The sequence below is a fragment of the Phytopseudomonas seleniipraecipitans genome, assembly GCF_900102335.1.
Lineage (GTDB): Bacteria > Pseudomonadota > Gammaproteobacteria > Pseudomonadales > Pseudomonadaceae > Aquipseudomonas > Aquipseudomonas seleniipraecipitans.
Genome location: NZ_FNBM01000001.1, coordinates 356,455 through 381,903 on the forward strand (window position 1 = coordinate 356,455; position 25,449 = coordinate 381,903).

General features: G+C 62.5%; 22 protein-coding genes. 14 read left to right on the forward strand and 8 right to left on the reverse strand.

Annotated features, from left to right (window positions below):
• Nucleotides 1–9 precede the first annotated feature (9 nt).
• Nucleotides 10–1,416 (reverse strand): NAD(P)/FAD-dependent oxidoreductase, encoded by a 1,407-nt coding sequence (locus BLS60_RS01660; RefSeq protein ID WP_092363922.1) that lies wholly within the window; start codon nt 1,414–1,416, stop codon nt 10–12.
• Between the two features lie 45 nt (nt 1,417–1,461).
• Nucleotides 1,462–2,277, reverse strand: coding sequence for an AraC family transcriptional regulator (locus BLS60_RS01665; protein ID WP_092363925.1), 816 nt, complete (start codon nt 2,275–2,277; stop codon nt 1,462–1,464).
• 197 nt (nt 2,278–2,474) lie between these two features.
• Between BLS60_RS01665 and metE the strand changes: the two genes are divergently transcribed.
• Nucleotides 2,475–4,772, forward strand: a complete 2,298-nt coding sequence (gene metE, locus BLS60_RS01670; RefSeq protein ID WP_092363928.1) for a 5-methyltetrahydropteroyltriglutamate--homocysteine S-methyltransferase — start codon at nt 2,475–2,477, stop codon at nt 4,770–4,772.
• Nucleotides 4,773–4,868: 96 nt separating this feature from the next.
• Here metE and BLS60_RS01675 read toward each other — a convergent pair whose 3' ends face one another.
• On the reverse strand, nt 4,869–5,417 hold the full coding sequence (locus BLS60_RS01675; protein WP_092363931.1) for a cysteine hydrolase family protein: 549 nt from the start codon (nt 5,415–5,417) through the stop codon (nt 4,869–4,871).
• Between the two features lie 93 nt (nt 5,418–5,510).
• Between BLS60_RS01675 and BLS60_RS01680 the strand changes: the two genes are divergently transcribed.
• Nucleotides 5,511–6,482, forward strand: a complete 972-nt coding sequence (locus BLS60_RS01680) for a GlxA family transcriptional regulator (RefSeq protein WP_092363934.1) — start codon at nt 5,511–5,513, stop codon at nt 6,480–6,482.
• A 263-nt stretch (nt 6,483–6,745) separates the two neighbouring features.
• Here the strand turns inward: BLS60_RS01680 and BLS60_RS01685 are convergent, their stop codons facing one another.
• Nucleotides 6,746–7,420, reverse strand: a complete 675-nt coding sequence (locus tag BLS60_RS01685) for a DUF1028 domain-containing protein (protein ID WP_070881425.1) — start codon at nt 7,418–7,420, stop codon at nt 6,746–6,748.
• A gap of 156 nt (nt 7,421–7,576) precedes the next feature.
• Here BLS60_RS01685 and BLS60_RS01690 point away from each other — a divergent pair, with 156 nt between their 5' ends.
• From BLS60_RS01690 to BLS60_RS01700, 3 genes are all read left to right on the forward strand, one after another.
• Nucleotides 7,577–8,164 (forward strand): RNA polymerase sigma factor, encoded by a 588-nt coding sequence (locus tag BLS60_RS01690; protein ID WP_070881461.1) that lies wholly within the window; start codon nt 7,577–7,579, stop codon nt 8,162–8,164.
• Complete coding sequence (locus BLS60_RS01695) at nt 8,161–9,141, forward strand: FecR family protein (protein ID WP_092363937.1); 981 nt, start codon at nt 8,161–8,163, stop codon at nt 9,139–9,141. The genes BLS60_RS01690 and BLS60_RS01695 overlap by 4 nt, the downstream gene beginning before the upstream one ends.
• A 106-nt stretch (nt 9,142–9,247) precedes the next feature.
• A complete protein-coding gene (locus BLS60_RS01700; RefSeq protein ID WP_092363940.1) occupies nt 9,248–11,662 on the forward strand; it encodes a TonB-dependent siderophore receptor in 2,415 nt (804 codons plus the stop codon).
• A 288-nt stretch (nt 11,663–11,950) separates the two neighbouring features.
• On the opposite strand, the gene BLS60_RS01705 is transcribed toward BLS60_RS01700, so the two are convergent.
• The gene (locus BLS60_RS01705; RefSeq protein ID WP_070881427.1) at nt 11,951–13,474 is read right to left on the reverse strand and encodes a fumarate hydratase; all 1,524 of its coding nucleotides are present in this window, start codon (nt 13,472–13,474) and stop codon (nt 11,951–11,953) included.
• A 224-nt stretch (nt 13,475–13,698) separates the two neighbouring features.
• Here BLS60_RS01705 and BLS60_RS01710 point away from each other — a divergent pair, with 224 nt between their 5' ends.
• Together BLS60_RS01710 and BLS60_RS01715 are read left to right on the forward strand one after the other, a co-directional pair.
• On the forward strand, nt 13,699–14,826 hold the full coding sequence (locus tag BLS60_RS01710) for a GGDEF domain-containing protein (RefSeq protein WP_092363943.1): 1,128 nt from the start codon (nt 13,699–13,701) through the stop codon (nt 14,824–14,826).
• Nucleotides 14,819–15,757, forward strand: a complete 939-nt coding sequence (locus BLS60_RS01715) for an iron-sulfur-binding ferredoxin reductase (RefSeq protein ID WP_092363946.1) — start codon at nt 14,819–14,821, stop codon at nt 15,755–15,757. Before BLS60_RS01710 ends, BLS60_RS01715 begins: the two co-directional genes overlap by 8 nt.
• 61 nt (nt 15,758–15,818) lie before the next feature.
• Here BLS60_RS01715 and pyk read toward each other — a convergent pair whose 3' ends face one another.
• Nucleotides 15,819–17,270 (reverse strand): pyruvate kinase, encoded by a 1,452-nt coding sequence (gene pyk, locus BLS60_RS01720; RefSeq protein ID WP_070881430.1) that lies wholly within the window; start codon nt 17,268–17,270, stop codon nt 15,819–15,821.
• A 478-nt stretch (nt 17,271–17,748) separates the two neighbouring features.
• Here pyk and BLS60_RS01725 point away from each other — a divergent pair, with 478 nt between their 5' ends.
• From BLS60_RS01725 to BLS60_RS01735, 3 genes are read left to right on the forward strand one after another with little or no spacing between them, the layout of a single operon-like run.
• Entirely contained in the window at nt 17,749–18,126 is a 378-nt protein-coding gene (locus BLS60_RS01725; RefSeq protein WP_070881431.1) for a tetratricopeptide repeat protein, read from the forward strand.
• 30 nt (nt 18,127–18,156) lie between these two features.
• A complete protein-coding gene (locus tag BLS60_RS01730; RefSeq protein ID WP_092363949.1) occupies nt 18,157–18,579 on the forward strand; it encodes a DUF4124 domain-containing protein in 423 nt (140 codons plus the stop codon).
• 60 nt (nt 18,580–18,639) lie between these two features.
• Nucleotides 18,640–18,996 (forward strand): PilZ domain-containing protein, encoded by a 357-nt coding sequence (locus BLS60_RS01735; protein WP_070881433.1) that lies wholly within the window; start codon nt 18,640–18,642, stop codon nt 18,994–18,996.
• Between the two features lie 567 nt (nt 18,997–19,563).
• Here the strand turns inward: BLS60_RS01735 and fdxA are convergent.
• Together fdxA and mutS are read right to left on the reverse strand one after the other, a co-directional pair.
• Nucleotides 19,564–19,887, reverse strand: a complete 324-nt coding sequence (gene fdxA, locus BLS60_RS01740; protein ID WP_070883870.1) for a ferredoxin FdxA — start codon at nt 19,885–19,887, stop codon at nt 19,564–19,566.
• Between the two features lie 142 nt (nt 19,888–20,029).
• On the reverse strand, nt 20,030–22,603 hold the full coding sequence (gene mutS / locus BLS60_RS01745) for a DNA mismatch repair protein MutS (RefSeq protein WP_092363951.1): 2,574 nt from the start codon (nt 22,601–22,603) through the stop codon (nt 20,030–20,032).
• A 266-nt stretch (nt 22,604–22,869) separates the two neighbouring features.
• Here mutS and BLS60_RS01750 point away from each other — a divergent pair, with 266 nt between their 5' ends.
• The 4 genes from BLS60_RS01750 (at nt 22,870) to recX (ending at nt 25,381) form a co-directional block, all read left to right on the forward strand.
• Entirely contained in the window at nt 22,870–23,064 is a 195-nt protein-coding gene (locus BLS60_RS01750; RefSeq protein WP_070883868.1) for a YqaE/Pmp3 family membrane protein, read from the forward strand.
• A 199-nt stretch (nt 23,065–23,263) separates the two neighbouring features.
• On the forward strand, nt 23,264–23,776 hold the full coding sequence (locus BLS60_RS01755; protein ID WP_092363954.1) for a CinA family protein: 513 nt from the start codon (nt 23,264–23,266) through the stop codon (nt 23,774–23,776).
• An 83-nt stretch (nt 23,777–23,859) separates the two neighbouring features.
• Nucleotides 23,860–24,903, forward strand: coding sequence for a recombinase RecA (gene recA / locus BLS60_RS01760; RefSeq protein ID WP_070883866.1), 1,044 nt, complete (start codon nt 23,860–23,862; stop codon nt 24,901–24,903).
• 10 nt (nt 24,904–24,913) lie between these two features.
• Entirely contained in the window at nt 24,914–25,381 is a 468-nt protein-coding gene (gene recX, locus BLS60_RS01765; protein WP_092363957.1) for a recombination regulator RecX, read from the forward strand.
• Nucleotides 25,382–25,449 lie beyond the last annotated feature (68 nt).

Genomic DNA, 25,449 nt, shown 5'->3' on the forward strand with positions numbered 1-25,449 from the left:
TAAGGGCGTTCATTTCATGAAACCTTCCATCAGGCTGGCCACGCGCTGCGCCATATAGCGCTGCCACGGGCGGCTGGATGGATCGGCAAGCAGCTTGTCTTCACGCACGAAACTGCGAATCACCGCGTTGTAACCCAGCCAGCGGCAAGGCTCTGGCTCCCAGCGCGGCAGGTCCTGCACGCGGGTGTCGTGGCGCACCCAGGGCTGGCGGGTGAGCAGGCTGTCGGTGCCGAGAATCAGGTCGGCCAGGGTGCGCCCACCCAGGTTGCTGGCGCCAACGCCCTCGCCACCGTAGCCACCGGACAGGGCGATGCCGTTGCCGCGGTCGCAGAGCATGTGCGGATGAAAACGCCGTGCCATGCCCAGGTTGCCGCCCCAGGCGTGGGTGATGCGCACGTTGCGCAGTTGCGGGAACAGTTCGCTGAACAGGTAGCGGCGCAGGCCGCGTTCTTCATCGTTGAGGTTGAAGTCATTACGCAGGCGGCTGCCGAAGCGATAGCCACCGCGGGCACCGAAGATCAGCCGGTCATCGCGGCTGCGCTGGCCATAGGTGACCTGGCGGCTGGTTTCACAGAACGCCTGGCCGCGCTCCAGGCCGATCTCGGCCCAGGTCGAGGCCGGTAGCGGTTCGCTGGCGACGATCAGGCTCTGCACCGGAATCTGGTGGCGGCCGAGTGGCGGCAGGTTGGCGGCATAGCCTTCCACGGCCGGCACGATCCAGTTGGCGCGCACCTCGCCGGCCTCGCAGCGCACGCTGCCGGCCTGCCAGCTCAGGGCTGGGGTGCTTTCATAGATGCTCACGCCCATGGCTTCGACGCAGCGCGCCAAGCCGCGCACCAGGCGCGCCGGCTGGATGGTCGCGCAGTGGGGCGTGTACAGCGCGCCATAGGCGCCGGGAATGCGCAGCTGTTGCGCCAGCTCTTCGGCGGGCAGCCAGCGGTAATCGTCCTCGCCCAGGCCCTCTTCGCGGTAGCCGCGCAGGTACTCGCGCAGGCGCAGTTCCTGCTCCGGGTAGCGGGCTGCGCAATACAGCACGCCGCCTTTGCGGTAGTCGCAGTCGATGCCCTCGCGCTGCAGCACCTGGCCGACTTCATCGGGAATGCCGTGCAGCAGGTCGTAGGATTGACGCCGCGCTTCGGGGGAAAGGCCGGCGAGCAGGCGATCCTCGCCGAGCAGGTTGCCCATCAGCCAGCCGCCATTGCGTCCGGACGCACCGAAGCCGGCGATCTTCGCCTCGACGATGACGATGCGCAGCTCGGGAGCCTGGCGCTTGAGATAGTAGGCCGTCCACAGCCCGGTATAGCCCGCGCCGATGATGGCGACATCGGCCTGGATATCGCCTTGCAGCGATGGGCGCGGTGACAGCGGCTCATCCAGTTGGTCCATCCACAGGCTGATGTTGCGCCAGTCGTTCATGCACCGCTTCCACGCAGAATGTATGCGCCAAGACTAGAAGCCCAGTCAGCCGTTGTCTTGCGTGCGTGCCCGCGCGTAGAGGTCTTTCAAGTAGGCTTTGGGCGAAAGGCCGGTGTGGCGGCGGAAGGTGCTGTAGAACGCGGTCAGGGAATTGAAGCCGGCCTCGAAGGCCAGTTCGTCCATGCGCCGCAGGTCATTGCCGGCCTGCAGGTGTTGCAGCAGATGCTGCAGGCGCGCCTGATTGACGTAGCGGTAGAAGCTCTGGCCGAGCACCTGGTTGAGCAGGTAGGAAATCTGGTTGCGGCTGTAACCGGTGGCCGTCGCCACCTGCTGCAGGCTCAGCGCCGGGTCGAGAAAGGGTTGGCGGCACTGGAAATAGTCCTGCAGGTCCTGCGCCATGAAGCCCAGTTGCCGCGTTGACAGCCCTAGCTTGCTGATCGCTGCGCTGGCCTGGCTCGGTGGGCGGGTGTCCTGGCCTTCATGCACCAGCGAGGCGTACTCGTTGACCCGCCAGATCAGCCCGTCGCGCACGGTGATGGCTTCAGCGGTACGAAACGACACCAGGCCCTCGCCGCCATGCAGTGTGGTGCGGTACTGGATGAACGCGGTGTGGCCGTCGATACGGATGCGATCGGTGTGCTCCAGCGCTTCGTCCGGGTGGCGTGGCATGGTGCTGAGCACGTACTCGCGCAGCTCGGCCAGGCCCATGCTGCGGTTGAGGAAGAAGTCGTGGTACTCGACCTCGGGATGATAGAGCGCCATCACCGCGTCCAGGTCGCGGTACTTCCAGCTGTAGTGGTAGCGCAGCACGGTCTCGCGGGTGCGTTCGGTCTGGGCGGGGTCATCGGGGAGCTCAGGCATGCCGGTTTCGTCCAGGAAGCAGGGCTCAGCTTGCCCGACTGTGCCCGCCACCTCAAGTCGACGGTTTTGGCGAGACACATGAACAGCACGTCTTCAACATGAGGGAAACTTGTTATTAACGTTAGTACGTTGAGTTTGTTTCATTCGGCAGGGATCTCGACAATGCACGCCATCATTTATGCATTGGAGATAGCGCCATGGCCCTGGCACACAGCCTCGGATTCCCCCGAATCGGACGTGACCGCGAACTGAAGAAAGCCCAGGAAGCTTTCTGGAGAGGCGACCTGGACGAAGCCGGCCTGCGAGCAGTGGGCCGTGAACTGCGCGCACGCCACTGGCAGGTGCAGAAGGATGCCGGTATCGAGCTGCTGCCGGTCGGCGACTTCGCCTGGTACGACGGGGTGCTGGCGCATTCGCTGACCTTCGGGGTGATACCCGAGCGTTTCCGCCCGGCCAGCGGCAAGCCGACTCTGGATACGCTGTTCGCCATGGCGCGAGGGGTGAGTGGCGACAGCTGCTGCGCCGGCGCCCATGCGCAAGAGATGACGAAGTGGTTCGATACCAACTACCACTACCTGGTGCCCGAATTCAGCGCTGACCAGCAGTTCGCCCTGAGCTGGGAACAGCTGTTCGAGGAAGTGGCTGAAGCCCACGCGCTCGGCCACAGCGTCAAACCGGTGGTGATCGGTCCGCTGACCTACCTGTGGCTTGGCAAGCTCAAAGGCGACGCCCAGGGTGTCGACAAGCTGGAGCTGCTCGAACGCCTGCTGCCGCTCTACGGGCAGATATTCCAGCGCCTGGCCGAGCAGGGCGTGGAGTGGGTGCAGATCGACGAGCCTATTCTGGTGCTCGACCTGCCGCAGGATTGGAAGAACGCCTTCGAGCGCGCCTACAACAGTTTGCAGCGCGAACCGCTGAAGAAGCTGATCGCCACCTACTTCGGCGGCCTCGAAGAGAACCTCGGCCTGGCTGCCAACCTGCCGGTGGACGGCCTGCACATCGACTTGGTGCGCGCGCCACAGCAGTACCCGACCATTCTCGACCGTCTACCGGCCTACAAGGTGCTGTCCCTCGGCGTGGTCAATGGCCGCAACGTGTGGCGCTGCGATCTGGAAAACGCCCTGGCGGTGATCGGCCATGCCCACAGCCGGCTTGGCGAACGCCTGTGGATCGCGCCGTCCTGCTCGTTGTTGCACAGCCCGGTCGACCTGCAACGTGAAGATCAACTGGATGCCGAGCTGAAGGGTTGGCTGGCCTTCGCCACGCAGAAATGCGCCGAGGTGGCGCTGCTGGCGCGTGCCGTGAATCAGCCGGACGCCCTCGAAGTACGTACGGCACTGGCTGAAAGCCGCGCCGTGCAGGCTAGCCGAGCGGCGTCACCACGCATCCACAAGCCGCAGGTGCAGGCGCGACTGACAGCAGTGAGCGCAGGCGATTGCCAGCGTAGCTCGCCATTCGCTCAGCGCATCGCCAAACAGCGCGCTGGCCTGGCCCTGCCGCCGTTCCCGACCACCACCATCGGCTCGTTCCCGCAGACCTCGGTGATCCGCCTCGCGCGCCAGGCTTTCAAGCAGGGCAAGCTGTCGCTGGGTGATTACACCGACGCCATGCACAGCGAGATTCGCCATGCGGTGGAGATTCAGGAGCGTCTGGGGCTCGACGTGCTGGTGCACGGCGAGGCCGAGCGCAACGACATGGTCGAGTATTTCGCCGAGCAGCTCGATGGCTACCTGCTCACCCGCTTTGGCTGGGTGCAGAGCTACGGTTCGCGCTGCGTGAAACCAGCGGTGATCGTTGGCGACCTGTGCCGCCCCCAGGCGATGACCGTGGAGTGGATCCGTTATGCGCAGAGCCTCACGGGCAAGGCGATGAAGGGCATGCTGACTGGCCCGGTGACCATGCTGATGTGGTCGTTCCCACGTGAAGACGTCAGCCGCGACGTGCAGGCGCGGCAACTGGCGCTGGCGCTTCGTGACGAGGTGGTGGACCTGGAAGCGGCTGGCATCAAGATCATCCAGATCGACGAAGCGGCATTGCGCGAGGGACTGCCGCTGCGCAAGGCCGACTGGCAAGCGTACCTAGATTGGGCGACCGAGGCGTTCCGCCTGTGCGCCAGCGGCGTGCGCGACGAAACGCAGATCCATACCCATATGTGCTACAGCGAATTCAACGACGTGATCGAGTCCATCGCCGCCATGGATGCTGACGTGATCACCATCGAGACGTCGCGCTCGGACATGGAGCTGCTGCAGGCTTTCGAGGCCTTCGAGTACCCCAACGAGATCGGCCCGGGCGTCTACGACATCCACTCACCGCGGGTGCCGGACACGGCCGAAATGGTCAAGCTGATGCGCAAGGCGGTGCAGCGCATCCCGGCCGAGCGCCTGTGGGTCAACCCGGATTGCGGTTTGAAAACCCGCGGCTGGCCCGAGACCGAAGCGGCGCTGGTCAACATGGTCGCCGCAGCGCGGCAGCTGCGCAAAGAGCTGGCGTGAGTCTGGTCGCGAGGATTGCCTATTCGGTAGCGCAGCGACACCCGGGACGGTTGCCCTGGGTATCGCTGCGCTCAACCACAGGCTACGGGGTGCCGTTTAGCCAGCCAGGTATTGTTCGGTCGAGGTGACGGTCGCATAGGCGAATGCCAGTGCGGCCATGTAAGCCGCCTGCACCTGAGTTGCCGCCACATGGCTGCCTTCGAATTCCTGGTCGCGGGTCGCGCAGGCGTCGTGAATCACCGTGGTGGTGTAACCGTAGTCGGCGCTGGCCCGAGCGGCGGCGTCGATGCACATGTGGCTCATGGCGCCGACCAGGGTGATCTCCTTGATACCCGCGTTGTCGAGCAGGGCCTTCAGGTCGGTGCCGATGAACGCGTTGACCTTGTGCTTGAGCACCTGGCTTTCGCCCTCCAGGGGTTTCACGCTGGTGTGGATATGCGCGCCTTGCGAACCGGCGACGAAGAAGGGTGCGCCATCGCCTTCGAATTCATGGCGCACATGAATCACCATCAGGCCGGTCTGGCGGGCGGCAGCCAGTACCCGTGCGGCGTTCTGCGCGGCTGCGTCCATGTCGTGCAGCGGCCATTTGCCGCCTGAGAAGTAGTCGTTCTGGATGTCGATGAGGATCAGGGCGCGCGTGCTCATGGTGTTCTCCGTGGGATATATGCGATACACCTTAGCCCTGACGCGCTCAGCTGGGCATAGGCAGGGCCGACATTCTGCAGGGAAAAACTGACAATGAAACGATACGTGGAGATCGGGCTGCTGCTGTATCCCGGTGTTCAATTGGCGGCGGTTTATGGCCTGGGCGACCTGTTCACGGTGGCCAACCGCATGGCGGCCAGCCAGGGCCGCGAGGGTGTGCCGGAGCTGCGCGTCAGCCACTGGCAGGCAAACGATCAGGGATCGCTGCAGCGCGTCTATGACAGCGCTCCACAGCAGACCGGTTGCCCGCAGGTGGTGATCCTCGCGCCGAGCCTGGAACCCGTGCACGGCCGGCAGGTGGGCGAGCCATACTGCAGCTGGCTACGTGAGCGCCACGCCGCCGGCGTCACCCTCGCATCGGTGTGTGCGGGGGCTTTTCCGCTGGCAGAAGCGGGGTTGCTCGATGGCCGCTCGGTCACCACCCACTGGGGGCTTGGCGCCGAGCTGTCGGCGCGCTATCCAGCGCTGCGTGTGCTGCCGGAGCGGATGCTCGTGGATGACGGCGACGTGATGACCGCCGGGGGGCTGATGGCCTGGACCGATCTCGGCCTGGCACTGGTGACGCGTCTGCTGGGGGCGACCATTGCAGCGGAAACCGCGCGCTTTCTGGTAGTCGACCTGAACCGCACATCACAGCGACACTTCAGCAGTTTCACCCCGGTCTTCGACCACGGCGATGCACCGATACTCGCCGTTCAGCATTGGTTGCAGGGACAGGCGGTGGTAGAGGCCAGCCTGGGCACCATGGCCGAACGGGCCGGCCTGGGCGAGCGCACGTTCCTGCGCCGCTTCCGCGCCGCCACCGGCTTCAATCCCACGCAGTATTGCCAGCAGCTGCGGGTCGCCAAAGCGCGGGATCTGCTCGAATTCACCCGGCAGAGTATCGATCAGGTGGCCTGGCAGGTCGGCTACCGGGACAGCGGCGCCTTCCGTACCGTGTTTGCGCGCCTGGTCGGGCTCTCGCCTGGCGATTACCGTAAACGCTTTGCGGCAGCGGCGCGCTAGGGTCTGTTGACGTTTCACGCACGGCCGCGCCGGAGCCAGTTTTATCGCGAGGCAAGGCACGAGGTGCGAAGTTTGGCTGGCCAAATGAGTCACCGAGAAACGCAGCATCGCGATAAAACTGGCCCGGCCCTGCGGGTTGCGCGGGAAATCTCGCCATGCGTTGTTGGAGGACTTGGCAAGGGAACAACCATTCCCTGCGTCCTCCGCCTAGCCTGGCGAGATTTCTCGCAGCAACGCGGCTCGCGCTGAAACGTCAACAGACCCTAGACCGAGTCTTCGGCGGCCTTGCCTGCCGGATTGTCACGGGTCGGCATGGCGAGAATTTCCGGCAAGACGTCGCGGGCGAATACGCCATGCAGGCGCCACAGTTCGGCGACCGGGTCGCGGTGGTGGTCGACGCGGATGTCCCACAGCGGGTATTCCTCTTGATCGACGATATAGATGACTGCCGAGGATTCGCCATGGCGATCCCCGCCGCGGTCATCGCCGGCCTCCAATGCGTCGATCAGGCGCTCGACCAGTGCCCGATCCTCGCCGAGGCGAAAAGCATCGGCCACGGCATCCAGCACCTGCGGTCCTGCCAGGCGATTGCCCTGCACGGAGAACTGTTCGCCGGATAGCGAACCCGCCCACGGAATGCATTCATCACCTGTCCAGCACACGCTGTCACCGTTGCGATCGATCAACGCCAACTGGCGCAACTGCATGCACGGGTCGGTGTCCATCAGGCGTTTCAGAGCGGCAGGTGCCGAATGGCCCTGACGCAACAGCGCCAGCCCATCGAGCCCCAGGTACGGGTTGACCTGGGCCTGGGTCGCCACGGCGCCTGCTCCGGCGGCGGCATGGCTAAGCAGTTTGCCCACGGCCGGCATGGCGGTAGCGGCCGCAACCCCGAACTGGCCGGTGCGTGGGCAGCGAGCAACGATGGAAAAGGTCATGGGCAACTCCTGTGTGCGCGTGTGGCTTAGGCCACAGGCGGGCCAGTATCGTTCCGCTTGCCTGAGGTCGTGCTGCTATCGGCTTTGTTTGATAAGCATTATCATTCGCTGCTTGCGGCCAGGCGTCTGGCGCATCGTCACGAGCAATTCACCCCGATGGTCGATCTCCCGTCTTCGCCCGAGCCTCGCCAGCCCGACCCGTCCGCAACGGAGCCGGTGCAGCGCGACGCCTTTTTGCGCACTTTTCTGGCCCGGCGTGAGCAAATGGAAGCGGTGCTGCGCCGGCGCGTCGGTTGTCGGGCGACCGCTGCGGATCTGATTCAGGAGCTGTTTCTGCGTTTCTGGCGCCGGCCAAGTGCACCCCTCGAGGATCTCGGCAGTTACCTGATTCGCAGCGCCCACAACCTGGCAATCGACCACTTGCGCAGCGAGGGTGCCCGCAATCGCCATGAGGCCGGCTTGCATGCCGAGCAGTGCGGTGAGCGGAGCGCCTCGCCAGACGCGGGGTTGGAGGCGAGCAGCGATCTGCGCCGCGTTGATGCGGCACTGCGGGCACTGCCCGAGCGAACCCGGCACATCTTCCTGCTCAACCGCATCCACGGGCAAACCTACGGGCAGATAGCCCGCAGCATGGCGCTTTCCCAGAGTGCGGTGGAAAAACATATGATGCGCGCCCTGGAAGCCTGCAAGGCCAGCGTTATCGACACGCCGGCCGGCCCCTCACACGGAAACGTCGCCCCATGAGCCACGAGCCACCTCGTCAGGAGGGGTCACTGTCGACCCTCGAGCAGGACGCCTGGCTGTGGCTCGGCCGTTTGCAGGGGCAGCCAGGCGACAAGGTGCAGATGGCCTTCGAACAGTGGTTGGCCGCGGCGCCCGAGCATGTCGACACGTTCGTGCGCATGCAGTCGCTCTGGCACCTCAGCCGCCCGACTGCTCAGCGCCTGGCCCAGGAAGAGGCTGTCGCTTTGCAGCGGTACTTGCATCCGCCGGCGAGTAAACGCCCCTACTGGTCCGCCGCACTGGCGATGGCCGCCTGCCTGCTGATCGTAGTGTGGGGCGGCGGTTGGCAGCCACTGCGCTGGGCCGACGACCTGGGCGCAGATGTGGTGTCAGCGCCCGGGCAGGTGCGCAGCGTGACGCTGGACGACGGCTCCACCGTGGTGCTGGATGGCGACAGCGCCATCGCCGTCGATTACGGTGCAGGCGAGCGGCATGTCGAGCTGCGCCGTGGCGCGGCGTATTTCAGCGTAGTGCCAGGAGAAATTCCCTTCACCGTGGCGGTTGCCGGTGGCGAGGCACGCGTACTCGGCACCCGTTTCGAAGTCCGCCGCATCAATCAAGGCGCCCGGGTTTCGGTGTTGCAGGGTCGGGTCGCCGTGCGCGGCGGGCCGCTGGAGGCGCCACGGGTGTTGGCCGCTGATCAGCAGCTGAGCTTTGCCGATGGCGCCAGCGCCAACCTGCGCAGTGTCGACGCCGAGGCGCTGACGGCGTGGCGTGATGGCCGCTTGAGTTTTTATCGCGCGCCGTTGGGCGAGGTGCTGGATGAACTGCGTCGCCACTACCCGGGCCGCATTCTGCTGCTCAATGATGAGCTGCGTGAGCGGCGAGTCAGCGGCAGCTTCGCCAGTCACGACCCGCTGGCGATTCTCGATGTGCTGCAGAGCGTGGTCGGTTTCGAACAACACCGTGTTCTGGGGCGACTGGTCATCCTGCGTTGAAAATATTTCGCCAGTTCGCTGAGGTAAATCCCTCTGGCGTTCGTGTAGTGCTTGAAATGCGAGAAGTTCGCAGATGAGAGCCACTACAGCTGGGGTTGAAACCACGATGAATGATCGCACGACGCGCCGGCAGGATGCCTTCTGGAAACGCCTGAGCCTGGCAGTGCTGCTCAGTACCACGAGCCTGCCGCTGGTGCAGCCAGCCCTGGCTCAGGCTGCGACCGACCAGGCCGCGACCTACGCGTTCGCCATCCCGGCGCAGGCCCTGCCGCAGGCGCTGGATGCCTTCAGCCGGGCCACCGGCATCAATGTGGTGTACACCGATGAAGCGCCATACCGCATGCAGGCGCCCGCACTGAATGGGCGCATGACTGCCGAGCAGGCGCTGGCCCGATTGCTGGCCGGCTCCGGCTTTAGCTACCGCCAGCCTAACGCCGGCACCGTGACGCTGCAGGTATTGCGCACCGAGGGTGCGGTCAACCTGGGCGCCGTGAACATCCAGTCGCAGCGCGCCCCGAGCTACAGCTACCAGCCGCCGGAAACTACCTCCCTGACGCGCAGCGATACGCCGCTTTTGGAGATTCCCCAGGCCGTCGCCGTGGTACCGGCACAGGCGCTGCAGGATCAGCAGCCGCAGAACCTCGACGACGCCCTGGCCAACGTCAGTGGTATCACCCAATCTAATACCCTGGGCAGCACACTGGATGCGGTGATGAAGCGTGGCTTTGGTGATAACCGCGACGGCTCCATCCTCCGTGACGGCATGCGCACCATTCAGGGCCGCAATTTCACCGCCACCGCCGAGCGCGTCGAAGTGCTCAAGGGCCCCTCGTCGATGCTCTACGGCATTCTCGATCCGGGCGGCGTGATCAACGTGGTCAGCAAGAAACCGCAGTTGGAAAGCTACCGCGCCATTACTGCCCGGGCTTCGACTTTCGGCCATGGCAAGAACGGCAGTGGTGGCACCCTCGACCTCACCGGCCCACTGGGCGATTCCGGCCTGGCCTATCGGTTGGTCGCCGATTACGACGACGCCGACTACTGGCGCAGCTTTGGTAATAACCGCGACAAGACCTTTGCGCCGTCCCTGGCCTGGTACGGCGAAGACACCACGGTGACCCTCAGCCACGAGTACCGCGAGTACTCGGTGCCCTTCGACCGTGGCACGCTGTTCGTCAATGGTAAACCGTTGAATATTCCCAGCGAGCGCCGCCTGGATGAGCCCTACAACGTTACCGAAGGCCGTTCCAATCTGAGCATCTTCGACCTGTCTCATCAGCTCAGCGAGGAGTGGAAGGCGCACTTCGCCTACAGCTATAACCGCGACACCTACGATGACTATCAGGCGCGGGTAACCAGCGTGAACACCAATAACGGTACCGTTGGGCGCCGCCTGGATGGAACCCGGGGCGCGGTCAGTACCTCGCATTTCGCGACCTTCGATCTGGACGGCAAGGTGGCGTTTGGCGGTATGCAGCACGACCTGTTGATGGGTGTGGATCACGAGTACCGCAAGTTCTACCGCGAAGACCTGATCCGGCAGACCACCACGCGCCGGCTCGACTACAACCAGCCGGTTTACGGGCTTGATCCGGTGCCCACCACGGTGGTTGCCAGCGACAGCGACCAGACCGACCGCGTCGTGACGCAATCGGCTTTCATCCAGGATTCGATTCACCTCAATGAACAGTGGATCTTCGTGGCAGGTGCGCGCTATCAGCTGTATGACCAGCTTGCCGGGCGCGGCCGACCGTTCACCAAGAACACAGATATTGATGGCCAGGTCTGGGTGCCGCGCGTTGGGCTGGTGTACAAGCTCAGCGACGAGTTGTCGCTGTACGGCGGCTACACCGAGTCGTTCAAGCCCAACTCGACCATCGCCCCGTTGAGCAGCGGCGCGACGATCAATGGCGTGCCATCGGAAGAGGGTACGTCCTGGGAGCTCGGCGCCAAGCTGGATATGCCGGGGCGCATTACCGGCACCCTGGCGCTGTTCGACATCGTTAAGGAAAACGTGCTGGTGACCCAAACCATTGGCGCTGAAACCTTCGCGACCGGAGCCGGTGAAGTGCGTTCTCGCGGCGTGGAACTGGACGTTACCGGACAACTGACCGACCGCCTCAGCCTGATCGGCACCTTCGCGCTGACCGATGCCAAGGTGACCAAAGACCCGGACCTCAAGGGCAACGGGTTGCAGAACGTCGCCCGCCAGGCAGGCTCACTCTCCGCAGTGTACGATTTTGGCACGCTGTTCGGCGCTGACCGCTTGCGCGCGGGCGCCGGTGCTCGTTACGTTGGCGAGCGAGAAGGGGACGCCGGCAATACCTTCACCCTGCCTTCCTACACGGTGGCCGATGCCTTCGCCAGCTACGACACGCGCCTGGGCGAAAACAAGCTCAAGCTGCAGCTCAACGTAAAGAATCTGTTCGACAAGACCTACTACAGCTCTTCGGTGAACAGCCTCAACGTCTCCATCGGTGATCCCCGCCAGGTGCAGTTGTCCAGCACCCTGGAGTTCTGAACCCGCTCATTCCCCGAGAGCCAGGTAGCCGGCGAATGGTGGTCGTGACGCGATGTTGCGGTACGGCTGCAATCGTTCGCGCCGAGGGCGGCGCTCCTACGCGAGCGGTGGTGATGCCGCTATCCCCTGTAGGAGCCGCGACCCCGCGGCGAATGGTGGCCGTACCGCGATGGTGCGGTACGGCTGCAATCTGTCCCGCAGGGGAACGCTGCTACGCGATAGGATCGAACGCGCCAAAACGTAAAAGCCCGGCACTAGGCCGGGCTTCTGGTTACTGCTGCGCGGTGCTTACTGCACTTCCACCGCCAGGCTTTCACTGATCTTTTTCTGCCAAATGGCAGGACCGGTGATATGGACGGATTCGCCGTTGCTGTCGACGGCAACGGTGACCGGCATGTCCTTCACGTCGAACTCGTAGATTGCTTCCATGCCCAGTTCGGCGAACGCCAGGACCTTGGACTTCTTGATCGCCTGAGCCACCAGGTAGGCGGCGCCGCCGACGGCCATCAGGTACACGGCCTTGTTGTCCTTGATCGCTTCGATGGCGGTCGGGCCGCGCTCGGATTTACCGATCATGCCCAGCAGGCCGGTCTGCTCGAGGATCTGACGGGTGAACTTGTCCATCCGCGTGGCGGTGGTCGGGCCGGCTGGGCCAACCACTTCGTCGCCGATCGGGTCGACCGGGCCGACGTAATAGATGAAGCGGCCTTTCAGGTCGACCGGCAGTTCTTCACCCTTGTTGAGCATCTCGACCATGCGCTTGTGTGCGGCGTCGCGGCCGGTGAGCATCTTGCCGTTAAGCAGGATGGTCTCGCCCGGCTTCCAGCTCTGCACGTCTTCCGGGGTCAGGGTGTCGAGGTTGACACGACGCGCCGACGGGCCGGCTTCCCAGACGATTTCCGGGTAGGCGGAGAGGTCCGGCGCTTCCAATTCGGCCGGGCCGCTGCCGTCGAGCACGAAGTGGGCGTGGCGGGTAGCGGCGCAGTTGGGGATCATGCACACCGGCAGGGATGCGGCATGAGTCGGGTAATCCATGATCTTCACGTCGAGCACGGTGGTCAGGCCACCCAGACCCTGGGCGCCGATGCCCAGTTGGTTGACCTTCTCGAACAGCTCCAGGCGCATCTCTTCGATACGGTTCTGTGGGCCGCGCTTTTTCAGCTCGTGGATGTCGATGGATTCCATCAACACTTCCTTGGCCATCACCGCAGCTTTCTCGGCGGTGCCGCCGATGCCGATGCCGAGCATGCCCGGCGGGCACCAGCCAGCGCCCATGGTCGGCACGGTCTTGAGCACCCAGTCAACGATCGAGTCGGACGGGTTGAGCATGGCCATTTTCGACTTGTTCTCGGAACCGCCGCCTTTGGCTGCGACATCGACCTCGACCTTGTTACCGGGGACGATGGAGTAGTGGATCACCGCCGGGGTGTTGTCCTTGGTGTTTTTACGCGCACCGGCCGGGTCGGCGAGGATCGAGGCGCGCAGGACGTTTTCCGGCAGATTGTAGGCGCGACGTACGCCTTCGTTGATCATGTCGTCGACGCCCATGGTGGCGCCGTCCCAGCGCACATCCATACCCACACGGACGAACACGGTGACGATGCCGGTGTCTTGGCAGATCGGGCGGTGGCCGGTGGCGCACATGCGCGAGTTGATCAGAATCTGTGCCATGGAATCGCGGGCGGCAGGCGACTCTTCCTTCAGGTAAGCCTCGTGCATGGCCTGAATGAAGTCGACGGGATGGTAATAAGAAATGAACTGCAGGGCGTCGGCGACGCTCTGGATCATATCGTCCTGTTTGATCACGGTCATGCGGGGCGCTCCTTTATAGGGCAGGAACTTCATGGGGCACCGGAACCTGGCCGGGGCCGTCGAAAAGGCGCGGCATTATACCGCGGGGCTTGCACACCGGACACCCGTACAGTGAAGGCCTCAGGTCGCTGATCGGGTGTTGTATCGGGCGAATAAACGCCCGCTAGGCAATTGTTCGAGGCGCGAGTACAGTGACGGCTAGTTGCCACTATGGGATGGAGCCCATGACCTCCAGCAATCGCCGGGTGACCCAGAAGACCTTGCAGAGCCTGTTGCTTAAACGCTTCGGGATGGCTGTCGCCACCTACTTCATGATTGCAGCCCTGGCAGCCGTTGCGCTTTACCAGGAACTGTTCGCGGTCTCCGCTTCCGCGGTATTGGTTTTGCTCTGCATTACCGTGGTCAGTCAGCTGGCATTTCTCGGTCTGTTCGTCTCGGGTCGCAACCTGCGCCTTGGCGATCCCAGCCTTACCGAGGCCCAGGTATTGGTTGGCCTGGGGCTGCTGACCATCTTGATCGCCATGCTCGACAAGGGGCGCGGCAGCTTCTTGGTGATCTATCCCCTGACCTTGCTGTTCGGCATGTTCCAGCTGCCGCCGCGGGTGTTCTTCCGCTGCACCGCGCTGGCCTTCTTCGGCTTCGTCGCCATCAATCTCTACGATGCCTATGTTTTTAGCATGAGTGATCCTGGCATTGCGACGTTGCAGGTGTGTTCGCTGGGGTTGGTACTGTTCTGGCTGAGCCTGTTCGCGTCTTACATGCAGAGCATGCGCCAGCGTATGCGTCAGCGGCGCCTCGCGTTGCAGGCTCATCAGGAAACCTTGCGCGGAATGATGCGCCAGCTGGAAGACCTTGCGGCGACCGACGAGCTCACCGGGCTGTACAACCGCCGGCACTTCCTGCGCATCGCCGCCCGCGAGCTGGAAGGGCTGACAGCCAAACGCAGCCACGGCCTCGCGCTGATCGATCTTGACCATTTCAAAGGCATCAACGACAAGCATGGTCATGCCGTAGGCGACCGCGTGCTACAAGCGTTCGCCGGCATCGCCAGTGCATGCTTGCGCGAGGGCGACATCATTGCCCGCTATGGCGGCGAGGAGTTTGTGCTGATGGTGCCGAATACCGACGCGGATGCCTTTATGGCCTGCTGTGAGCGGGTGCGCCTGGCCTTCGGTGAGACCGAGCTCGCGGGTGTTAAAGTGCAGAACCTCAGTCTTTCGGTGGGAATGACCCTGGTGTCCATGCACGATGATCTCGATGAAGCGCTGCAGCGCGCTGATCAGGCGCTGTACCGAGCCAAGCGCACCGGGCGCAACCGCTGTATCGCGACCTGGGAACAGGCGGATGCCTGAGCTGCAAGTCGGTGATCGGCGGATAATGGTGGAAACGGGCAGCAACCTGCTCGATGCGCTTTTAGGCGCAGGCATCGCGGTGCCTTACAGCTGCCGCGCCGGCAGTTGCCAGGCGTGTCTGCTGCGTTGCCTGGCGGGCGAGCCGCTGGATGGCAAGCCTGAGGCGCTGGATGAAAGTCGGCGGCAGCAAGGGTGGCGTCTGGCCTGCCAATGCCGAGTGGTAGGGGACTTGCAGGTGGAGGTCTTCGACCCGGCGACGGATGGAATACGGGCAGACATCCAGGCGTGCGACTGGCTCAGTGATCACGTACTACGCCTGCGCTTACTGGCGCAGCAACCCTTACGCTACCAGGCGGGCCAGCACCTGCTGCTGTGGACTGATGGCGGCATCGCCCGGCCTTATTCGCTGGCCAGTTTGCCTGCGGAGGACGCGTTTCTCGAATTCCACATCGATTGCCGGCAAAAAGGCGTGTTCAGCGATGCCGCTCGGCAGTTCAAGGTAGGCGAGTCGTTGCGCCTGGGAGCACTGAGTGGCGGCGCGCTGCGTTACGACCCGGACTGGCAGGCCTGCCCGTTGTGGTTGCTCGGCGCCGGTACGGGGTTGGCTCCGCTGTATGCGGTATTGCGTGAAGCGTTGCGTCAGGGGCATCAGGCGCCGATTCGAGTCATGCACGTGGCGCGATCGAGTGACGAGCATTACCTGGCCAATAGCTTGGCCGAGTTGGCCCACTCTCATCCACAGGTCCAGCTCGAATTGATCGAGGCTGCCGCCTTGCTGGATTTCCTGGCGACCCTGCGGCCTGCCTCGCGGCAGACAACCGCCTTGCTATGTGGTCGCCCTGAAACCATCGAAACCGTCGCCAAGCGGCTGTACCTCGCCGGCCTGCCGCGCAGCCAGTTGTTCACCGACCTGTTTCTGCCTCACGCCTGACGCGCGATGCAAACGAAAAGGCCCGCGATCAACGCGGGCCTTTTGCTTGAGCGGCGGGTGCTTAGACCAGCGCGTCACCGACATGCAGGATCTTCATGCCGTTGGTGCCACCGATGGTGTGGTAGCTGTCGCCCTTGGTAAGGATGACCCAGTCGCCTTGCTGCACGAGGCCGCGCTTGAGCAACTCGTCCACCGCCGCCTGGCTGACTTCGCCCGGTGGCAGCGCCGCCGGATCGAACGGGATGGTGTACACGCCACGGAACATTGCCGAACGAGCCTGGGTGTCGCGGTGCGGGGAGAACGAGTAGATCGGCACCGAGGAGCGGATGCGCGACATGATCAGCGGCGTGTAGCCACTTTCGGTCAGCGCGATGATCGCCTTCACGCCGGGGAAGTGGTTGGCCGTATACATGGCCGCCAGGGCGATGCTTTCGTCGCAACGCTCGAAGGTCTTGCCGATACGGTGGCTGGAGCTCTTGCCGGTCGGGTGACGTTCGGCGCCCAGGCAAATGCGCGCCATGGCTTGCACCGCTTCCAGCGGATAGGCGCCAGCGGCGCTTTCTGCCGAGAGCATGACCGCGTCGGTGTAGTCGAGCACGGCGTTGGCCACGTCGGACACTTCGGCACGGGTCGGCATCGGATTCTGGATCATCGACTCCATCATCTGGGTCGCGACGATCACCGCCTTGTTGTGGCGGCGGGCGTGCAGAATGATCTTCTTCTGAATACCCACCAGCTCGGCATCGCCGATTTCCACACCCAGATCACCACGGGCCACCATCACCACGTCGCTGGCCTTGATCAAACCGTCGAGGGTTTCGTCATCGGCAACGGCTTCGGCGCGTTCGATCTTGGCGACCAGCCAGGCCTTGCCGCCGGACTCGTCACGCAGCTGGCGGGCATATTCCATGTCCGCCGCATCACGCGGGAAGGAAACGGCCAGGTAGTCCAGGTCCATTTCTGCCGCGAGCTTGATGTCGGCCTTGTCTTTCTCGGTCAGTGCCGGCGCAGTCAGGCCGCCGCCACGGCGGTTGATGCCTTTGTGGTCGGACAGCGGGCCGCCGATCAGCACCACGCAATTGAGGGTGTCGGCAGTGGTGGTTTCCACGCGCATGACCACACGGCCATCGTCGAGCAGCAGCTCGTCACCCACGCCGCAATCCTTGACCAGGTCCGGGTAATCGATACCCACGATGTCCTGGTTGCCGTCAGTCAGCGGATGGCTGGTAGAGAAGGTGAAACGATCACCGACCTTCAGCTCGATACGCTTGTTGGCGAATTTTGCGATACGGATCTTCGGCCCCTGCAGGTCACCCAGCAGCGCCACGTGTCGACCGTGCTTGGCAGCGATGTCACGAACCAGCTTGGCACGTGCCTTGTGGTCTTCTGGCGAGCCATGGGAGAAGTTCAGGCGGGCAACGTCGAGCCCTGCAAGAATCAGTTGTTCCAGCATTTCCGGGGAATTGCTGGCTGGGCCGAGGGTGGCGACGATTTTGGTGCGGCGAGCGGTCATGCGCGGACTCCTAAGTTGAAGCAGACCGCGAGGCTACTACGCCGCCGTGTTGTAGTCATTGTTCCTCTGCACTACTTTTCGCCTGCCAACTTGATCACAGGCGTATCGCAGCTCAGCATTTCGAGCAGGCTTACAGCCGTGTGGCCGATGTACAGACTGCCCCTGCGCCCGCGGGGGAAGGCGCCTGTGTCTGGCATATCGTTTGCTGCTTTTGCACTAGCCGCACAGCGTGTTGGGACCAGAAGACTCCGTCTCGTCAGCCCGGCAGCGTGGGCCAGAGCAGTGTGGTTATCCTGATTCACGACCAATCGCTCGGCGTGCTTGATCGCCATGGCCTCACATAAAGCAGCGCAGCACTGAGCGCATGCTGGATTGCCCACGGCTGGTCCTGTCGAACCGGTGTTCGTAATCAGCATGAGCTTGGCTGTTCAGTTTTTTCAGGCTGCGCCGATACGCTGCTCACTGAAGGAGAAAACCCATGCGTATTCTGTTGCTGCTGTGCTGTGTGCTGGTCGTTGGCGGGTGCACCCGCATGTCACTCGATCATCATCTCAACAAGGCCTATCAAGCCTATGACCTGGGTGACTGCGAGGACGCGCTGCTCTACCTGTCCCAGGCCGAGCGTTCGAGCCGATCGCGCAGCTACATCCAACCGGAAATCTCCCTGCTGCGCGGCCAATGCCTGGAGCGTCAGAACCTCTACATCGATGCGGCGCAGACCTATTTGTTCATCATTGGCCGTTATCCCACCAGCGAGTACGCATTTCGCGCCCGCGCCAGGCTGGAAACCCTGCGTCAGCTCGGCCATCATGGCTTGCCGGAGCCCGCCAAGGTATCGCCTGCTGGAGCGCTTTGACGGCCTTGGATGAGCGAAAGGACTGTCGCGATGCGTGTCTGGATTGGTCTCTTGCTGCTGCCCACTTTGGCGTTTGCCGAGGTCTATCGCTGGGTAGATGAACATGGGCAGGTGCACTATGGGCAGCGGCCACAGGCGGCTGATGCCCAGGTCGTCGACATTCGCCCGCAGGTGATTGAACGCGATTCAGCTACCCAGGAGCGTGAGCAAAGCAGTCAGCGCTTCTTCCAGGCCCGTCGTGAAGAGCAGGCCCAGGCCGCTCAGGCGCGACGCCAGCAACAGGCGGAGGAGGTGAAGGCGTGCACTGAGCTGCGCAGTCGTCTGGCATCCATTCCCGAGGGGCGGCGCTATTACCAGCCGACCGCCAACGGAAAGCGCCGCTATTACAGCGATGAGGAGCTCGATGCAGGCCGCGAGCAGCTGCGCAGCCAGTTGTCTGAGCGGTGCAAATGAGGCTGGTCAGTTGCAAAGGCTGACGCCATACTCACCGGAAACTCATAGCGCTTCGCCATTATGAATGCCAATCGCCATATAGAACGGCACCAGCTGCCGTATTATCTCAACGTTTTCAATGCCTTCACTGACAAGCCAATAGGCTATCTGGGAAATGTCTCGCTGGATGGCCTGATGTTGATCAGTCAGTTACCGGTGCTAGTGGGTGGCTGCTTCGACATGCGCCTGAAAATTCCGGGAACGGAAGCCGTGCGCTACATCGACTTCAGTGCCACTTGTTTGTGGTGCCGAGAAGACGTCACGCCAGGTAGCTTCGACTCCGGTTTTTCTCTCCTCGCCCCTCCGCTTGATTACCTTGAGATGGTTGAAGCGCTGCGCCATTACTTCAGCTTCCATCCGCTCGCCACGTCGGCCTGATTTCTCCTGACTGTCAGCCCACTCTCTTACGTGAATGGGCGCGCCTGCGGTACCTCGCCTTTTATCCATTCGCCTGTGAGCATTTGCTTACAGAGACTGTAAGCATTAATGGCGAATTGCCGCTTGGAAACTGGCGTATAGCTGTAATGAATTTTTAAGTAGATGAAATGTATAGATATTATTTTAGACGGCAAGCGGTGAGGCAGTCGTCGGCCCGTTGTACCTGTCGTTGTGATTAATACGCTGGGCGTTACTATCTCAACCGTGCTTACGGACAAGCACAGGTTGTTAAGGAATACGGCCAGGACATCGCGGGACGCGATTCATCAGGATGATGAGTTGGGAGTATCAGGGAATAGGGACAAAAGAGTGGGCGGGTAAAACCGCCCCTTTTTTTGCCTGCAGAAAAGTACCTGAGCCATCGCCACGAGGCGACGCCTGGTGCAACAGCATTCAGTCAAGGCCCGCTGCAGCCAGTACATCTGCATTCAGCTGCGCCATAAAAAATGCCGCAACCCTTTCGGGTGCGGCATTTTAGTAACGGTCGGTGCCGTTCAGCCCCTGAGCTTAGCGCTCCAGATGCTGCAGCTTGTCTTTCACACCATCCCACTCTTCAGCATCAGCCAGCGCTTCTTTACGCTCGGTGATGTTCGGCCAGATTTCCGCCAGCTCGGCGTTCAGCTCGATGTATTCCTGCATGCCATCCGGTATCTCGTCTTCGGAGAAAATCGCCTGCGCTGGGCACTCCGGCTCGCAGAGCGCGCAGTCGATGCATTCATCCGGATGGATCACCAGGAAGTTCGGGCCTTCGTAGAAGCAGTCCACCGGACAGACTTCCACGCAGTCGGTGTACTTGCACTTGATGCAGTTGTCGGTGACGACGAAGGTCATTTCTAATTTTCTCCTCGGGCTACGGCAGCGAGCCGCTGTTCGGTTCAGCGACTCTCAGGCTCGGGCGTTGGGCTGTCAGGCCAGGCTAAGGCTGCAGCGCTCCCGGAGCGCGCGGGATTCTAACAGCTTGTTTGCTCTGGCGTTAGACTCGCGCCTTCCATGCATATAACAGTTCGAGTGCTTTACGGGGGCTGAGATCATCTGGATTCACCTTTTGCAGCTCTTCCAGCACCGGGTGCGGCAAGCTGGCAAACAGATCGCTTTGCATCGGCGCAGCAGGCAAAGTCTGTCCTTGTGGTGGCAAATCGTGGGGTAGGCTGGTGGTTTCCAGCCGTGCCAGATGCTCGCGAGCCCGCAAAATTACCGTATCAGGTACGCCTGCCAGCTGCGCCACTGCCAGGCCGTAACTCTGGCTCGCCGGGCCCGGCAATACATGGTGCAGGAAGACGATGCGTTCGTTGTGCTCGGTGGCGTTGAGGTGCACGTTGGCGACCACTGGCTGGCTTTCCGGCAATACCGTCAGCTCGAAGTAATGGGTAGCGAACAGCGTGTAGGCGCGTAGGTTGGCTAACTGCTCGGCAGCGGCCCAGGCCAGCGACAGGCCGTCGAATGTGCTGGTTCCGCGGCCGACTTCATCCATCAACACCAGGCTGCGCTCGCTGGCGTTGTGCAGGATGTTGGCGGTCTCGCTCATCTCCACCATGAAAGTCGAGCGGCCGCCCGCCAGGTCATCACTTGAGCCGATACGGGTGAAGATGCGATCAACCATCGACAGCTCGCAGCGCGCCGCGGGTACGAAACTACCGATGTGGGCAAGCAGCACGATCAGCGCGGTCTGGCGCATATAGGTCGACTTACCGCCCATGTTCGGGCCGGTGATGATCAACATGCGCGTGGCGTCGTCAAGTTTCAGGTCGTTGGCGACGAACGGCGTGGTCAGCACCTGCTCCACCACCGGGTGGCGGCCTTGCTCGATCAGCATGCACGGCTCGTCGACGAAACGCGGGCGATTCAGGTCCAGGCTCAAGGCGCGCTCGGCCAGGTTACTCAGCACGTCCAGCTCGGCCAGGGCAGCCGCACTGTCCTGCAGGGGGCCGAGGTGACCGATCAACTCCTCCAGCAGCGCGTCATACAGCTGCTTTTCCCGCGCCAGCGCACGACTCTTGGCCGACAGTGCCTTGTCTTCGAATTCTTTGAGCTCGGGAGTGATGAAGCGTTCGGCACCTTTGAGCGTCTGGCGACGGATATAGTCAGCCGGCGCCGATTCGGCCTGTTTACTGGGCAGCTCGATGAAATAGCCGTGCACGCGGTTGTAGCCGACCTTGAGGTTGGCCAGGCCGGTGCGGGCTTTCTCGCGTGTTTCCAGATCCATCAGATACTGGCCGGCGTTCTCGCTCAGCGACTGCAGCTCGTCCAACTCGGCGTCGTAGCCGGTTTTCAGCACGCCGCCATCGCGAATCACCGCGGGTGGGTTGTCGATGATGGCTTTGGCCAGCAGTGCGGCAAGTTCCGGATACGTGCTCACCGTGCGCGCCAGACCGGCCAGGTGCGGTGATTCCAGTTCGGCCATTGCGCCTTGCAAGGTGGGCAGGGCGGCGAGGGCATCACGCAAACGCGCCAGGTCACGCGGACGGGCGTTGCGCAGGCCGATACGGGCGAGGATACGCTCCAGGTCGCCGATCTCCTTGAGCTGCGGTTGCAGGTTCTCGAAACGGTAGCGATCCAGCAGGCAGGCAATCGATTCCTGGCGCGCCTCGAGCACCGCGCGGTCACGCAGCGGACGGTTCAGCCAGCGGCCGAGCAGGCGGCTGCCCATCGCGGTCTGGCTGCGATCGACCACCGACTGCAGGGTGTTGTCGCGCCCGCCCGCCAGGTTGACGTCCAGTTCCAGGTTGCGGCGGCTGGCACCGTCGAGAATCACCGTGTCGTCAATGCGTTCGTGGCGCAGGCTGCGCAGGTGCGGCAGGGCGGTGCGCTGGGTTTCTTTGGCATAGGCCAGCAGGCAGCCGGCAGCACCGATGGCCAGGGTCAGCGTTTCGCAACCAAAGCCTTTAAGGTCCTGAGTGCCAAACTGCTGGCAAAGGCTCTTGAGGGCGGTATCGCGCTCGAAATCCCAGGGTGCGCGGCGTCGTGAACCGCGGCGCTTTTCTGCCGGCAGGCCCTGAGGCCAGTCATCGGGGATCAGCAGCTCGGCAGGGTTCAGGCGCTCGAGCTCGGCCAGCAGGTTTTCCCAGCCGGCGATCTCCATCACACTGAAGCGGCCGCTGGTGATATCCAGCACGGCAAGGCCGAACAGGCGCTCGTCGCCCAGTACGGCGGCCAGCAGATTGTCGCGATGCTCATCCAACAGCGCTTCGTCGCTGACCGTGCCCGGCGTGATGATGCGCACCACCTGACGTTCCACCGGCCCTTTACTGGTGGCCGGGTCGCCGATCTGCTCGCAGATGACCACCGACTCGCCCAGCTTGACCAGTTTGGCCAGGTAGCCTTCGGCAGCATGGTAGGGAATGCCGCACATCGGGATGGCCTGGCCAGCGGACTGGCCGCGGGCGGTCAGGGTGATGTCGAGCAGCTTCGCGGCCTTTTTGGCGTCCTCGTAGAAGATTTCGTAGAAATCGCCCATGCGATAGAACATCAGCTGATCGGGGTGCTGATTCTTCAGCCTCCAATATTGCTGCATCATCGGCGTGTGGGAACTGAGGTCGCTTTGGCTCATCGTGTCGAGTGTCCGGCTGAATAGCAAAAGCGCCTAGTGTACGGTATCGACCCCACCGCCTTTAACCCCGCAGTGCCGATCAATTACGCAGTGCAGCATTGCTCGGCTCACTGATTCCTTCTATGGAAGGAGGGCGCTTCATCGGCGGCGTCAGGGACCATGGCTGAGCCATGAAGGCTGCAGCGGTGTTTGCAATGCACAGTGAGCATCGCCGAAAATATCGCGCTCATGGAGAACCATCTCTGACTCGTAAAGGAACCGCCGATATGCGCTTGCTGATTGCCCTGATTCTGCCGTGGTTGACGTTTTTCACCATTGGTCGACCGATTGCAGGAATCATCTGCCTGATTCTTCAGATAACCCTGATTGGCTGGCTGCCGGCGACGATATGGGCCGTGTATGCCGTGAGCCAGTACAACACCGACCGCAAGATCGAGAAGGCGCTGGGTCAACGAAACTGATTCAGGCGAACGCGCTGCCTTTCTATTGAAGAGTTTCTGCGCAGCCTACGAAGGTTTCATCCGAAGCCGCGAAACTCGATGTTTTGCGGCTTTTTTACACCTTAACGAAACTGATGCCTGCAATACGCTGAGTCATCGGGCCTGCGCTGGTGCGGGACCAATGTAGGCTGTCATTCTTCGAACCCAAGGGGAGCACGTCATGAACGCCGAATTTCCATCTCTAACCCAACTGGCTGCCCGTCTTGGTGAAATGCTGTCGGCGTCGGGCGCTCAGGTCACCACCGCCGAATCCTGCACGGGAGGCGGTATCGCCGAAGCCATTACCCGTATCGCCGGTAGCTCGGCTTGGTTCGAAGCGGGTTTCGTTACCTATTCCAATCAGCAGAAAAGCCGCCAGCTGGGCGTGCCGGAAGGGCTTTTTGCAACGGTGGGGGCAGTCAGCCGTGACGTGGTGGAAGCCATGGTGCGTGGCGCCCAGGCACAAAGTGAGGCGCGTTACGCCACTGCGGTTAGCGGTGTAGCAGGACCCGGAGGCGGCAGCGCAGACAAACCGGTCGGCACGGTATGGATCGCCTGGGGCGATGGGAAGCAGCTGTTCAGCAGGCGTTTCCAGTTTCCCGGCTCGCGTGATGACGTACGTGCGCAGACCGTGGCGGCTGCCTTGAGCGGGCTATTGCGACTGCTGGAGCAAGAAAATCCATCAGCGGGGTAGGCGAGTGAGGAACCCTGTGGAATAATACTGTCTACTTATACAGTTATTGGCCGTCAGGCCCTTCTGATCACGTGAGGAATGTAATGGACGAGAATAAGAAGCGCGCTTTGTCGGCTGCACTGGGCCAGATCGAAAAGCAATTCGGCAAGGGCGCGGTCATGCGCATGGGCGATCACGATCGCCAGGCGATCCCCGCTATTTCCACCGGCTCGCTGGGCCTGGACATTGCGCTGGGTATTGGCGGTCTGCCGAAAGGCCGTATCGTCGAGATCTACGGTCCGGAATCTTCGGGTAAAACCACGCTGACCCTTTCGGTCATCGCCGAAGCGCAGCGTATGGGCGCCACCTGCGCGTTCGTCGATGCCGAGCACGCACTGGATCCAGACTACGCTGGCAAGCTCGGTGTCAACGTCGACGACCTGCTGGTTTCCCAGCCGGACACCGGCGAGCAAGCGCTGGAAATCACCGACATGCTGGTGCGCTCCAACGCCATCGACGTGATCATCGTCGACTCCGTTGCGGCCCTGGTGCCCAAGGCGGAAATCGAGGGTGAGATGGGCGACATGCACGTCGGCCTGCAGGCGCGTTTGATGTCTCAGGCATTGCGCAAGATTACCGGCAACATCAAGAACGCCAACTGCCTGGTGATTTTCATCAACCAGATCCGCATGAAGATCGGCGTGATGTTCGGCAGCCCGGAAACCACCACCGGTGGTAACGCCCTGAAGTTCTACGCTTCGGTTCGTCTCGACATTCGTCGTACCGGCGCAGTGAAAGAAGGCGACGAGGTGGTCGGTAGCGAAACCCGCGTCAAGGTCGTGAAAAACAAAGTGGCGCCGCCGTTCCGCCAGGCCGAGTTCCAGATTCTTTACGGCAAGGGCATCTACCGTAACGGCGAGATCATCGATCTGGGTGTGCAGCACGGCTTTGTTGAAAAAGCTGGCGCCTGGTATAGCTACCAAGGCAACAAGATCGGTCAGGGCAAGGCCAATGCGGCCAAGTACCTGGAAGACAACCCGGAAGTGGGCCGCGCTATCGAGGGCATGATCCGCGAGAAGCTCCTCGTTGTCAGCCCTACGGTCAAAGCCAACTCGGCTGCTGAAGCAGGCGCCGAAGCCGATATCTGATCGTTAAGCCATGCCGGTAATTCTGGATAACCTGCAGGCGGTGCGCCACACCGCAATGGATTTGTTGGCGCGCCGTGAGCATGGTCGTGTCGAGCTGGCGCGCAAACTGCGCCAGCGCGGCGCCAGCGACGAGCATATCGAGGTTGCCCTTGATCGCTTGAGTGAAGAAGGGCTGCTGTCCGAAGCACGTTATCTGGAAAGCTTCATCGGTTATCGGGCACGCTCGGGCTTTGGCCCGCAGCGTATCCGGGATGACCTGTCCCAGCGTGGCCTGGCCCGCGCCGATATTGAACAGGCATTGCGCGACAGCGGTATCGACTGGCGCAATGGCTTGCAGGAAACCTGGCAACGCAAGTTTGCTGGGCAGTTACCGTCCGATGCCCGCGAACGGGGCAAACAAATGCGCTTTCTGGTTTACCGCGGCTACCCGATGGATCTGGTCGGTCAGTTGCTACGCGGTTCGCTGATGGACGACTGACGCTTCTCTTCAGCACTTCGCAATGTGTTTCACCTTTGCTCGGTCGCTGCGCAAAAAAGCCTGGTGCT

Bases quoted from the DNA above. Each gene is read 5' to 3' on its own strand.
- BLS60_RS01705 (WP_070881427.1), bottom strand. From the start codon at position 13,474: ATGACCGTGATCAAACAGGACGATATGATCCAGAGCGTCGCCGACGCC.
- BLS60_RS01665 (WP_092363925.1), bottom strand. From the start codon at position 2,277: ATGCCTGAGCTCCCCGATGACCCCGCCCAGACCGAACGCACCCGCGAG.
- BLS60_RS01685 (WP_070881425.1), bottom strand. From the start codon at position 7,420: ATGACCTTTTCCATCGTTGCTCGCTGCCCACGCACCGGCCAGTTCGGG.
- BLS60_RS01680 (WP_092363934.1), top strand. From the start codon at position 5,511: ATGAAACGATACGTGGAGATCGGGCTGCTGCTGTATCCCGGTGTTCAA.
- BLS60_RS01755 (WP_092363954.1), top strand. From the start codon at position 23,264: ATGAACGCCGAATTTCCATCTCTAACCCAACTGGCTGCCCGTCTTGGT.
- BLS60_RS01675 (WP_092363931.1), bottom strand. From the start codon at position 5,417: ATGAGCACGCGCGCCCTGATCCTCATCGACATCCAGAACGACTACTTC.
- BLS60_RS01690 (WP_070881461.1), top strand. From the start codon at position 7,577: ATGGTCGATCTCCCGTCTTCGCCCGAGCCTCGCCAGCCCGACCCGTCC.
- BLS60_RS01750 (WP_070883868.1), top strand. From the start codon at position 22,870: ATGCGCTTGCTGATTGCCCTGATTCTGCCGTGGTTGACGTTTTTCACC.
- fdxA (WP_070883870.1), bottom strand. From the start codon at position 19,887: ATGACCTTCGTCGTCACCGACAACTGCATCAAGTGCAAGTACACCGAC.
- BLS60_RS01710 (WP_092363943.1), top strand. From the start codon at position 13,699: ATGACCTCCAGCAATCGCCGGGTGACCCAGAAGACCTTGCAGAGCCTG.
- BLS60_RS01695 (WP_092363937.1), top strand. From the start codon at position 8,161: ATGAGCCACGAGCCACCTCGTCAGGAGGGGTCACTGTCGACCCTCGAG.
- BLS60_RS01725 (WP_070881431.1), top strand. From the start codon at position 17,749: ATGCGTATTCTGTTGCTGCTGTGCTGTGTGCTGGTCGTTGGCGGGTGC.
- metE (WP_092363928.1), top strand. From the start codon at position 2,475: ATGGCCCTGGCACACAGCCTCGGATTCCCCCGAATCGGACGTGACCGC.
- recA (WP_070883866.1), top strand. From the start codon at position 23,860: ATGGACGAGAATAAGAAGCGCGCTTTGTCGGCTGCACTGGGCCAGATC.
- BLS60_RS01660 (WP_092363922.1), bottom strand. From the start codon at position 1,416: ATGAACGACTGGCGCAACATCAGCCTGTGGATGGACCAACTGGATGAG.
- BLS60_RS01700 (WP_092363940.1), top strand. From the start codon at position 9,248: ATGAATGATCGCACGACGCGCCGGCAGGATGCCTTCTGGAAACGCCTG.
- BLS60_RS01735 (WP_070881433.1), top strand. From the start codon at position 18,640: ATGAATGCCAATCGCCATATAGAACGGCACCAGCTGCCGTATTATCTC.
- BLS60_RS01730 (WP_092363949.1), top strand. From the start codon at position 18,157: ATGCGTGTCTGGATTGGTCTCTTGCTGCTGCCCACTTTGGCGTTTGCC.
- mutS (WP_092363951.1), bottom strand. From the start codon at position 22,603: ATGAGCCAAAGCGACCTCAGTTCCCACACGCCGATGATGCAGCAATAT.
- BLS60_RS01715 (WP_092363946.1), top strand. From the start codon at position 14,819: ATGCCTGAGCTGCAAGTCGGTGATCGGCGGATAATGGTGGAAACGGGC.
- recX (WP_092363957.1), top strand. From the start codon at position 24,914: ATGCCGGTAATTCTGGATAACCTGCAGGCGGTGCGCCACACCGCAATG.
- pyk (WP_070881430.1), bottom strand. From the start codon at position 17,270: ATGACCGCTCGCCGCACCAAAATCGTCGCCACCCTCGGCCCAGCCAGC.